The sequence below is a fragment of the Streptomyces sp. NPDC058375 genome (assembly GCF_042723425.1).
Lineage (GTDB): Bacteria > Actinomycetota > Actinomycetes > Streptomycetales > Streptomycetaceae > Streptomyces > Streptomyces durocortorensis.
Genome location: NZ_JBHXJG010000237.1, coordinates 1 through 11,261 on the forward strand (window position 1 = coordinate 1; position 11,261 = coordinate 11,261).

Here is an 11,261-nt window from a genome sequence, read left to right on the forward strand (position 1 = left end):
CCCCACCAACGCGGGCGGGGCCCGCTCCGTCACGCCGCCGAACGAGGGACAGCCCGCGCCCGGACCGGGCACGGCGCGCCGGGCGCGGTCCGGGGCGACGCGCGACCATGGAAACCTACAGAGGGTGGTGAGGTGCAATGGCATCCGCCGATGAGGGCTCCCCGGCGGAGCCCGGCCCGCTGCCCTCCGGGGACGGGCGGGGACCGGTGCGGCCGGCCGACGACGCGGCGGCGGTGATCACCGGAGACGGCACGGTCATCGGCTGGACCCGCGGGGCCGAGGCGCTGCTCGGGTATCCGGCGGCCGAGCTGGTCGGCCGGTCCGCCACCCTCCTGCTGAGCGGCCCGTCGGACCCCCGTCGAACGGCTGCGGTGGCCGCCCGCTGCCGGACCGGGTCGGCATGGAGCGGGCTGGTCTCCCTGCGGGGCCGGGACGGCCGGTCGCTGGACATCGATGTGCGGGCCACCGCCTCGTTCCAGATCGCCGGGCAGGAAGGCTTCCTGGTGTCCGGGCGGGAACTCACCCCGCACTGGACGATGAGCGGGTCCGTGCTGGACGACTTCATGGCCCGGTCGCCGGTCGGAATGGCGGTGCTCGACCCCGACCTGCGCTATCTCTGGCTCAACGACACCCTGGAACGGTTCGGCGGGGTGCCTCGGGAGCAGCGTCTGGGGCGGCGGCCGACCGATGTGCTGCCCAGTGCGCTGGCGGCGCCCATCGAGCGGTTGATGCGGCAGGTCCTGTCGACCGGCGAGGCGATCACGGACTACGAGTACCTGGGCTGGAGCTGGTCCGATCCGCACCGCCGCCGGGCGTACGCGAGCTCGTTCTTCCCGCTGGCCGACGCCCAGGACCGGCGGATCGGCATCGGCTACATGGTCCGCGACGTCACCGACCGCTGGAACGCGCGGCGGCTGCTCGCGCTGGTCAACGAGGCCGGAGCGAGCATCGGCTCCACCCTGGACGTTCAGCGTACGGCGCAGGAGCTCGCCGATTTCGCGGTCCCCCGGTTCGCGGACTTCGTCTTCGTCGACCTGCTGGAGACCCCGTTCGGCGGCGACCGCCCGGGGTCGGCCGCGCCGGCCGTGGGCGAGCGGCCGGCCATGCGGCGGGCAGGCATGAGCTCGGTACGGGAGGGCTGCCCCGAGGCGGTCGTCCAGGTCGGGGAGGCGGTCGACTTCGTGCCGCCGCCGCACGACGCGCACTTCCTCCTGGCGGGCGCCCCGGTGCTGCTGCCGGTGCTCGACCCGGACAGCCACGGGTGGACGGTGGAGCAACCGACGCGGGCCGCCCGGCTCCGGGAGTTCGGGCTGCACTCGCTCATCTCCGTACCGATGCGGGCGCGCGACACCGTGCTGGGGCTGACCACCTTCATGCGGTCGCAGAATCCGGTGCCGTTCGACGAGGACGACGTGGCGCCCGCCCGGGAGCTGGTGGCGCGGGCCGCCGTGTGTGTGGACAACGCCCGCCGCTACACCCGGGAGCACACCGCGGCTCTGGTGCTCCAGCGGAGCCTGCTGCCGCACACGCTGCGCGGCGGGACGGCGCTGGACGTGGCGTCGTCGTACCTTCCGGCGGACGCGAAGGACGGGGTCGGCGGCGACTGGTTCGACGTGATCCCGCTGTCCGGCGCCCGGGTCGGCCTGGTCATCGGCGATGTCGTCGGGCACGGCATCGGGGCCGCGGCGACCATGGGCCGGCTGCGTACCGCCGTACAGACGCTGGCCGACATGGATCTTCCTCCGGACGAGCTGCTGGCCCGCCTGGACGATCTCGTCCTGCGGCTCAGCGAGGAGGAGCGCGCGGGGGGTCCGGCGGAACGGGGCGGCACGACGGTGGTCGGGGCCACCTGTCTGTACGCGGTCTACGATCCGTCGAACGGCTGTTGCACGATGGCGCGGGCCGGCCATCCGCCGCCGGTGGTCGTCACCCCGGACGGTGCGGTCAGCTTCCCGGACCTGCCCTCCGGGCCGCCTCTGGGACTCGGCGGGCTGCCCTTCGAGTCCATGGAGATCGAGCTGCCCGAAGGAAGCCTCCTCGGTCTCTACACCGACGGGCTCATCGAGGGGACCGACAAGGACCTGGAGGGTGGGATGGACCGCCTGGGCCGAGCGGTGACCCGGGACGGACTGCCGCTGCAGGACCTGTGTCCGGCGGTCGTCAAGGAACTGCTGCCCGTCCCGCAGCCGGACGACATCGCCCTGCTCCTGGCCCGGACGCATGTCCTGAGCCCCGAACACCTGGTGTCGTGGGACGTGCCCGTGGACCCCGCGGCGGTCGGGGAGACCCGGGCGAAGGTCTCCCGCCAGCTGGAGGCGTGGGGGCTCGCGGACCTGTCGATGACGACGGAGCTGATCGTCAGCGAGCTGGTGACGAACGCGATCCGGTACGCCTCCGGGCCGGTGCGGCTGCGGCTGCTGTTCCAGGCGGCGCTGACCTGCGAGGTGTCCGACGCCAGCAACACCTCGCCGCGGCTGCGGCACGCCAGGACGACGGACGAGGGAGGACGCGGGCTGTTCCTCGTCGCGCAGCTGGCCCATCGGTGGGGCACGCGGTACACACCCCGAGGGAAGGTCATCTGGGCGGAGCAGCCGCTGCCCTGAGCGGGGGCGGGGACGAGCTGTGCGTCGGGGGCGCCGCTCAGGGCCTGCGCCTCGGGACCTGCACCTGCGGGGGGGTGCTGAGGGGCCTGCGCATCGGGGACCTGCGCGCCCACGGGGAGCCGCCGCGTAGAGGCCTGTGCATCAGGGGCCCCTGTCTCGGGGGCCTGAGCTTGCAGGGCCCCGTTCGGGAGCCTGCTCCTCGGGGCCCGCGCCCGCGGGGCCGCCGCTAGGGCCCGCGCATCAGGGGCCTGCGGCAGCCGGGGGATCGGCCGCCGCTCACAGGCCTGCGCCTGCGGAGGGCCGGTGCTCAGGGGCCTGCGCATCAGGAGGCGGCTTCTCGGGGGTGGGTCGGCTTCTCCTCGCGGGCGAAGAGGCGGGTCAGCGGTCCGCCGGACCGGATCAGTTCGTCCCAGGTCCCCTCCTCGACGATGCGTCCGCCGTCGAGGACCGCGATCCGGTCGGCCCTGCGTACGGTGGTCGGGCGGTGAGCGATCACCAGGGTCGTCCGGGTGCCGGAGTCGGCCGCGAGCGCCCGGGCCAGCTCGGCATCGCCCCGGTGGTCCAGGTGGGCGGTCGTCTCGTCCAGGACGAGGACGCGCGGGCCTCTCAGCAGGCCCCGGGCCAGGGCCACCCGGGCGCGCTGGCCGCCGGAGAGGGTCGCACCGCGCTCGCCGACCGCGGTGTCCAGGCCGTCGGGCAGAGCGTCGGCGAAGGTGTCGACGCCGCAGATCCGGGCCACCGCGCCCAGTTCGTCCGGCGTGGCGTCCGGAGCGCCCAGGCGGAGGTTCTCGGCGAGGGTGCCGTGGAAGAGCGGGGCTTCCTGCCCCACCACGGACACGGCGGCGCGCAGCTCCTCCTCGGCGAGGTCCCGCAGGTCCACGGGGTGGGCCGGGGCGAGGGGCACGAGTTCCACGGCGCCTTCGGCCGGATCCCAGTAGCGCGCCAGGAGGTGGGCACAGGTCGACTTGCCGGCCCCGGACGCCCCGACGAGGGCCACGGTCTCGCCCGGCCGGACGGTGAGGTCGAGGCCGTCCAGGACCGCCTCTCCCCCGTAACCGAACCGTATGCCGCGCAGCCGCAGGCCGAGCGGACCCGCCGGTACGGGACGGGGGTCGGCCGGCGCGGGGGCTCCGGCGGGGGCGTGCACGGCGGCCCGGACCCGGGCGGCGGCGGCGCGCAGGCCACCCGCCCGGCCGAGCGCGGCCGCCGATTCGGCGACCGGGGCCAGGGCGCCCAGGGCGAGGGCCATCGCGGCCGGGGCCCACGCCCCGTCGAGCCGCCCGGCGGACGCGGCGTGGGCGGCGGCCGCCACGACCCCGATGACGGCGGCGACGACCAGCAGGTCGCGGGCCGCGCCCGCGCCGGTCTCCCAGGACTGTTCGGCGCGTTGGGCGCGGGCGAGCCGGCGTCCGGCGGACCGGAGCCGGGCCCGCCTGCGGTTCAGCGCCCCCGTCATCAGGAGCTCGCGCAGCCCGTCGACGCTCTCCACAGTCTCCGACGAGACTTCGGCGAGCGCCTTCCGGGTGCTGGCCCCCCGTTCGGCCCTCCCGCGCGCTTCGACCAGCGGCGACCAGATCAGCAGCAGCGCGGCCGGTACGACGGCCAGCAGCAGCCAGGGCCCGAGGGCCGCCAGTACGGCTGCGGACACCGCGAAAACCACGCCGGAGGCGAGGAGTTGGGCGATGGCGTGAGCATAGAAGAACTCCAGCGCCTCGACGTCCCCGAGCGCGGTGGCCGCGAGGTCGCCGCTGCGTCGGCCCGCGATCCGGGCGGGGGCGCTGCGGGCAAGCCCGTCGAAGACCCGGACGCGCAGTTCGGCCAGGACCCGGTAGGCGAGGTCGTGCGAGAGGTCCATCTCGCGCCAGGTGGCGAGGGCCCGGAGCAGGACGAGCCCGATGAGGACGGCGACGGTCCCGGGGGTGGGCGGACGGTGCTCGGTGACTGCCGTGCCCACGGTGTACGCGGCGAGGGTGACCAAGGCCACCAGGGCGGCCTGGTCGACGAGGGCGGCCAGGCAGGTGCGCAGCACGGTGGCGCGGTGCGCACCCAGGACCGGGAGGAGCGAGCGCAGGGCGCCGCTTTCGAGGTCGTCGGTGGCGGAGGGGTCGGCGGTGGTGGCGTCGGGGTCGGCGGTGGAGCGGTCGGGGCCGGGCCCAGGGGGCCGGGCGGGATCAGCCGGGGCGGAGGCCTGGGCCTGGGCCGGGGGCGGGGGCGGGGTCATGCGGCGCGCTCCTCCTGTGTGGTGCGTCCGGCCGCGACGAGCGAGGCGTAGACGCCGCCGCCCGCGAGCAGGGTGGTGTGGTCGCCCGCCGCGGCGACCCGGCCCGCGTCGAGGACGACGATGTGGTCGGCGTGGCGTACGGCGTCGAGCCGGTGGGCGACGACGATGCAGGTGCGGCCGCGGCCGGCCGCCGCCAGTTCCCGGACGATGCGTGCCTGGCCGCGTTCGTCGACCGCGCTGGTGGCCTCGTCCAGGATCAGGACCGGGGCGTCGGCCAGCAACGCCCTTGCCAGAGCCAGCCGTTGGCGCTGCCCACCGGAGAGCGTGGCCCCGCGTTCGCCGACGAGGGTGGCGTAACCGTCCGGCAGCCGGACGATCTCCTCGTCGATCCCGGCGGTGCGGGCGGCGGTGCGCAGTTGGTCGTCCGTGGCGGCCGGGCGGGCGATGCGCAGGTTCTCCGCGATCGTGGCGTGGAAGAGGTACGTCTCCTGCGAGACCACGGCGACGCCCCGGCGCAGCGAGGCGAGGGTGTACGCGGCGGTGTCCGTCCCGGATACGGTGACGCGCCCGCCGTCCGGTTCGCGTTGCCGCAGCAGCAGGCTCAGCACGGTCGACTTCCCCGCGCCGGACGGGCCGACGACGGCGGTGGTGCGCCCGGGGGCGGCGGTGAAGGAAACCCCGTCGAGGGCGGGCCGCGCGCTCCCCGGGTGCGTGAAGTGCACGTCCTCGAAACGGATTTCGGGCGCGCTCTCCCAGGCGGCGGCGACGGTGCCCCGGTCCGGGACGGCGGCCTCGGCGGTGCGCAGAGTGGCGATGCCGTCGGCCGCGGACACCCCGAGGTAGCCCGCGTGCCACTCGCGGGAGAGGTCGCGGACAGGGCGGAAGCATTCGGAGGCGAGCAGCAGCAGGAGGTACGTGCCGGTGGCGGCGGTTCGGCCGGTGGCGGCCGAGGAGCACGCCACCAGAACGGCGGCGACCGTACCGCCCTGGACGGCCAGGTCGGTGAGGCCGGTGTCGACGAGCGAGACCCGGAGTTTGGCGACGGTGCTCCGGTGCAGGGCGGCCGACCGCCGCTCCAGCCGTTCCCGTACGCGGCCCACGGCACCGGCGTTGCGCAGCGTCGGCATCCCCTGGAGGGCCTCCAGATAGTCGGCGGCGAGGGCCTCGTAGGTGTCCCAGTGCTCCTTGCCCCGGCGCGCCAGCAGCCGGTCCCACCAGCGTGGCCCGAAGAGGGCGAGCAGCAGGGCGGGGCCGAGGGCGAGGGCCGCGTACGGCTCGACGAGGGCGACGGCGACGAGCAGCAGCGGCGGAACGGCGCAGGTGATGACGAGTTGGGGCAGGTAGCGCGAGATGTACGCGTCGACGCCCTCGACCCCGTCCACCAGGGTGGCCCGCACGGCTCCGGCCCGCGCACCGGTGATCGCGGTGGGGCCGAGCGCGCCGAGCCGCTCCAGCAGCGTGTCGCGCAGCCTCACCCGTACGGTGGCCCCGGCGATGACGGCGGTCAGGCGCTGCGCGCGGCCGAGGGCGGCCCGGACCAGGACGACGGCGAGCACGGCCGTGAGCAGCGGGGCGAGGGCAGCTGTCTCCCCCTGGGCGATCCGGGAGAGCACGAGGGCGAGCAGGACGGCCTGGGTGAGGTGGGTGGCGGTGACCGCCGCGAGCAGCGCTGTGGCGAGGCCGAGAGGGCGGCGCGCGGTGTGCGCGGCGCGCAGGAGTTCGGGGTGGAGCATCATGGGCGTTCTTCCTGGCCGGGCGGGGCCGCGGGGGCGGCGGATGCCGTGGGTGGGGTGGTCGCTGTCGTGGCCGAGGTGGCTGCGGTCGTGGCCGAGGTGACCGTTGTCGCGCCCGGCGCCGCCGGCGTCGGGGGTGCGCCGATGGCCAGGCCGTGCACGATCCAGTCGCGCCCGGGGCTGTCGCCGAGCGCCGCGCCCAGGTCGGCCCGCTGCCAGGAGCCGATGGGGCGTGAGCGCAGGCCCAGTGCGGTGGCGTGTGCCTGGGCCGCTCCGGCCGCGTATCCGGCGCCGAGATGACTGCTGCGGACAGTGGCCGGTGGGGCGTCCTCGGGGCAGCCGTGCGCGAGGAGTACCGCGCCTGCGGTCCCGATCCACTGCTGGTGCGCGGCCCAGCGGGCGAGGGTGGGACGGGCGTCGCCGGAGGCGAGGACGTGGAGACCTCGGGTGCCGGGAGCCGCCGCGTACAGGGCCGGGGCGTCACCGCCGACCGCCGCGGTCCAGGCGGGGCCGTCCGGCCGCGCGGCCCGTGCGGTGGCCAGGACCGATGCGAGCAGGTCCGTGCCGGGCGGGCGGTTCAGATCGTCGGGCGGGGTGCTCCGACGCGCCTCCAGGGCCTCGTCGGTCACCTGTACGGGGCGCGGGGCCGGGTGCCAAGTGCCGCCGGGCCGCTCGGGTGCTCCGGCGATGTGGTGCAACAGGTGCCGTGCCGCTGCGAGTTCACGGGGCGGGGTGGTATCGGCGCCGGGTCGCGGCGTCGGGGCTCCGGCACACGGGAGGGCGGCCCAGGCGCTCAGCGGTGCTCCGGTGCGTACGGGCGCGCCCGGAGGCGTCAACCAGAGTGCCGCGAGCGGCAGTTCCGGCTCGGTGCCGGGCCAGACGTCCTGCCAGTCCGGGGCGCTGGGCAGTCCGGCGGCGGCGGACAGCAGAGCGCCGTCCGCGTCGAGGGAGACCAGCACATCGGCGACCGGAGACCCGGCCAGGGCGAGGGCGGCGGCGGCATGGCCCGTGTCCAGCAGGAGCAGCGGCCAGGCCCGGTGGCCGTAGTGGGCGACGGTACGGGACGCGGCCACGGTGAGGACGACGAGGGCACCCGGCGGTACGTCGTCGGGGGCCGGGCCGCGCAGGTGGGCGCGGTGGGTGAGCGGGTCGTAGGTGTGGCGTCCGGGCCGCAGCGAGCACCCGGGCCCGAGGAGGAGGTGGGCGCGCACCGGGTGCAGAGCACCCGCCGAGGGAACGGGCCGCAGTGGGCCGGGCGTGCCGGTGGGCGCGGCCAGGGACAGCCGCAGCACGCGATCGAGGTCGAGCCCGGCCTCGGGGTGAGGCTCGCCGCGAGGCCCGGGCCCGAGCCTCGACCCGCTTCCTGCCCCGGACCCGGACTCAGATCCGGGCCCGGATACAGGCTCGGGCTCGGGTTCGCTTCCGAGCACAGGCTCGCTTCCTGCCCCGGACACGGGCCCCGGTCCGCCTCCGGTCACGGGCCCACTCCCGGTCGCGGGCCCGTGACCGGATCCCGTCCCCCGCCCGCTTCGACTCCCACTCCCACACAGCGGCAGCGCGGGGCCGTTCCAGGGGAACGGGCGCTCCGGAGCGTACGGGGAAAGCTCCGGAACACGCGGCGACCGGGCGTCCGCGAGCGCCTGGCGCAGCAGATCCGGTGCGGCGGACAGGGCGGCGCCCATCCCGCAGGCGGGCGCGGCGGCTCGGTCCGGTGTGTCAGGCATCGTGGCGCGCTCCTTCACATGTGCGGCGGCGGGGCGAGGGTGAAATCCTCGGGTCCGGAAGGTGGTTGAGTACGCCAGCCACGGGCGAGCGCCGCCTCCGCGAAACGCGGACAGCCGAAGTAGCCGAAGGCGGCAGGGGCGTTGGGGATCAGTCCGGAGACCAGCACACGGGCGACGCGCAGGGTGGTCTCGGCGACGTCCTCCGTGGTGAGGTCTGCCGTGATCACACGGTGTCCCCCGGCGGCGAGCGCCGTGTCGAGTGCGGTGCGGCTGCCAGGGGCGATGGCGGTGACCGGGACGGTGCCCAGGGCGGGTTCGGTGAAGCGGCGGGCGAGCGGGGCCATCCGGTCGTCCAGCCAGACCTGGACATGGGCGCCGAGGTCCCGGACGGCGGCGAACTCCGGCCCGCTGTCGTCGAGATAGCGGCGGTCGGCCCGGTGGTCGAGGTAGAGGCCGCGGGCCAGCATCCCGGCTTCCACAGCCCGGTACACCCACCCGTCGGCGTCCACCGTTCCTTGTGTGAACACCCAGGTGTGCACCGCCTCCAGGACCGCCTTGCGGGCCGCTTCCGCCGGGTCGTACCGGCAGGCGAACCCCGCCGCGTATATGCCGCGCCCGGGATCGTGGACCAGGGCCGCGACGCAGGGGGCGAACTCGGAGGGCATCTCCACGAGGTGCACGTCCAGCCCGCAGCCGGCCAGGTCCTCGGTGAGCCCGGGGACGCTCGCCGGGTCGATACCCCGGGTGGGGCCGTCCAGGTGCCACCACAGTTCCAGCGCGTCGCGCTCGACGACTTCGAGGAGTCCGCGCTCGACGGCGTCGTCGAGACCCTGCCCGGTGGCGATGCCCGCGTAGTTGAGGTGATGGGTACGGGGCAGCGAACGCAGCTCGCCCTGACGCCAGTTGAGGTGGGTCAGCGCGACGGGCGCCCAGCAGGGCTCCCCGTTCTCCGTGGCCCGGGTCCACAGCGCCGGTGTGTCGGCGGTGAGTTCGGCGTACGGGAACCCCGGACGGCCGTACTGCCAGGGGGCGTACGTCGGCAGCGCGCCGGGTCCGTAGAGGCGGTGCCCCTCGTCGGCCAGTTCGGCGGCGGTGGCCCGCCGGGGCCCCTGGAGATGGCCGGGCGGCGGGATGCGATTGCCGCAGTAGCGCTCGACGGCCTCGGCCACCGCGGCGATCCACGCGCCCCGGGGGTCGCCGAACGTGGTGCCCAGCGAGACGCGGTCGGCGGGCCAGGCCCCGAGCCGGCGGGCGTCGGCGACATCGGCGGTCATCGCGAGGTAGCGGGGCGGCGCACCGGTGGGGTGTTCGACGGGTGCGACGGCGCGGATGATCCCGCTGACGGGGTCGACGAGAGCTTCGATGGGCAGGGCGCTGGTCAACGGCATATCTCCGGTACGGGCTCGACGTAGCGGCGTCGGGCGACGACGGGCAGGTGGAGGGCGCTGCCCCGGGGGTTCACGGTGCGGCGGGACGGGACGAGCCGGGTGGCCGTGACCGGGTCCTCGCCGGTGTGCGGGTTACGGGCGTGGGCGGGGAAGTGGTGTCCGGCGATCTCGGCCCGCAACCGGGTTCCGGCGGGCAGCCGGCGGCCCAGCGTGCCGAGCGGCACGGTGATGTCCGCGGCTTCGCCGGGCGGGCCGGTCCGCCGGACGATGCCGAAGGCGAGCGGGTCCGCGCGGCCGGACGGGTCGAGTGCGGTCAGGCGTACGGCCCAGTCCGCACAGGGTGTGTCCGCCGTGACGTTGATCCGGGCGACGGCGGCCCCTGCCAGGTCGAGCGGGCGGGGCAGCGGCGGCGAGAGGAGCAGACAGCGGTCGGCACGGTCGCCGTCGGCCGGGACGGCGAGGTCGTCCGAGCGGGCGGGGCGGTCCGGGTCGGCGCTGAACTCGGCTCCGTGGAGCAGCCGTAGACCGGTGGACGAGTCGAAGGGCCAGCGGCACTCCGCATCCGGCCCTGCCGGCCCTGGCGGCTCCGCCGACACCTCCGGCGCCTCCGGCGCCCGGGTGCTGTGCCAACGGCCGCTGTCGCCCAGGGCGATGATGCCGTGCCGCGTCGGCTTCAGGCTCCCGGCGAGCGCGGCGCGGGCCCACCGTACGTACAGCGCACCGAGGTTGACACGCGCACGGGACGGAGCGGCGGGGTCGGCGGTGAGGCGGTGGCCCCAGGGGCCGAGCAGCAGCCGGGCCGGGCCGCCCCACCCGTGCCACAGGGCCACGGTGTCCGCGGCGAAGGGGTCACGGGTGCCGCCGACCGCGAGCAGCGGAAGGCGGGCGTTGGAGCCCAGTTCGACGAGCCGGCCGCGTTCCCGGTCGGCCCAGAGCCGGGACCAGGACGGCAGTTCGCGCCCCAGACGCGCGGTCAGCCGCTCCGCCAGACGGGCGACCGGAAGGTGTTCGAGCAGCCGGGGGTCGTCCGCCAGGGCGCGGTCCAGCGCGTCCGGGTCGGAGTCGCGACGGTCGCCGTGGGCCGCCCACCAGCCGGCCCGGGCCCACAACCGCTCGGGGCCCCCTGGCTCGCGCGCCGTCTCGGCGAGGCCGAGCGCGGGGACGGCGGCGATCACGGCATCGGGGGCTCCGTCGCGGTGGGCGGCGTCGCGGGCCGCATCGGAGGCGGCGTCCGGGGCGTCGAGTGCGGTGACGAGGGCGCAGTACGCGGCGTAGGAGGCACCGACGGCGACGACCTCTCCGTTGCTCCAGGCCTGTTCGCGCACCCAGGCGACCGCGGCGGCGCCGTCCGCCTTCTCGTGGCTCCGGTAGGGGTGCCACTCCCCCGGTGAACCGTGGCGGCCGCGTACGTCCTGGGCGAGGGCGGTGAATCCGTGCGCCGCCCAGCCGCGCAGCTCGGCACGGTGGGCGTCGCGCCCGTAGGGGGTTCTGATCAGGACGGCGGGGCGGGGGCGAACCCCGTCCGGGAGGCATACGTCGGTGGCGAGCGCGGTGCCGTCCGGCGTGGGGACGTACACGGTACGGGTGTTCAC

General features: G+C 76.0%; 5 protein-coding genes and 1 pseudogene. 1 reads left to right on the forward strand and 5 read right to left on the reverse strand.

The window, feature by feature from the left end:
* Window positions 1–137 precede the first annotated feature (137 nt).
* The gene (locus ACFWM7_RS28460) at window positions 138–2,603 is read left to right on the forward strand and encodes a SpoIIE family protein phosphatase (RefSeq protein ID WP_383265741.1); all 2,466 of its coding nucleotides are present in this window, start codon (window positions 138–140) and stop codon (window positions 2,601–2,603) included.
* A gap of 322 nt (window positions 2,604–2,925) precedes the next feature.
* On the opposite strand, the gene ACFWM7_RS28465 is transcribed toward ACFWM7_RS28460, so the two are convergent.
* The 5 genes and pseudogenes from ACFWM7_RS28465 to ACFWM7_RS28485 form a co-directional block, all read right to left on the reverse strand.
* Complete coding sequence (locus ACFWM7_RS28465) at window positions 2,926–4,824, reverse strand: ABC transporter ATP-binding protein (RefSeq protein WP_383265744.1); 1,899 nt, start codon at window positions 4,822–4,824, stop codon at window positions 2,926–2,928.
* The gene (locus ACFWM7_RS28470; RefSeq protein ID WP_383265747.1) at window positions 4,821–6,560 is read right to left on the reverse strand and encodes an ABC transporter ATP-binding protein/permease; all 1,740 of its coding nucleotides are present in this window, start codon (window positions 6,558–6,560) and stop codon (window positions 4,821–4,823) included. The genes ACFWM7_RS28465 and ACFWM7_RS28470 overlap by 4 nt, the downstream gene beginning before the upstream one ends.
* Window positions 6,557–7,867: pseudogene (locus tag ACFWM7_RS28475) on the reverse strand (nitroreductase); the annotation flags it as partial. The pseudogene ACFWM7_RS28475 and the gene ACFWM7_RS28470, both read right to left, overlap by 4 nt.
* A gap of 428 nt (window positions 7,868–8,295) precedes the next feature.
* Window positions 8,296–9,663 carry a YcaO-like family protein gene (locus tag ACFWM7_RS28480; protein ID WP_383265753.1) on the reverse strand — a complete coding sequence of 456 codons (1,368 nt, stop codon included), beginning with the start codon at window positions 9,661–9,663 and terminating at the stop codon, window positions 8,296–8,298.
* Window positions 9,660–11,261, reverse strand: coding sequence for a CocE/NonD family hydrolase (locus ACFWM7_RS28485; protein WP_383265750.1), 1,602 nt, complete (start codon window positions 11,259–11,261; stop codon window positions 9,660–9,662). Before ACFWM7_RS28485 ends, ACFWM7_RS28480 begins: the two co-directional genes overlap by 4 nt.

Bases quoted from the DNA above. Each gene is read 5' to 3' on its own strand.
- ACFWM7_RS28470 (WP_383265747.1), bottom strand. From the start codon at position 6,560: ATGATGCTCCACCCCGAACTCCTGCGCGCCGCGCACACCGCGCGCCGC.
- ACFWM7_RS28465 (WP_383265744.1), bottom strand. From the start codon at position 4,824: ATGACCCCGCCCCCGCCCCCGGCCCAGGCCCAGGCCTCCGCCCCGGCT.
- ACFWM7_RS28460 (WP_383265741.1), top strand. From the start codon at position 138: ATGGCATCCGCCGATGAGGGCTCCCCGGCGGAGCCCGGCCCGCTGCCC.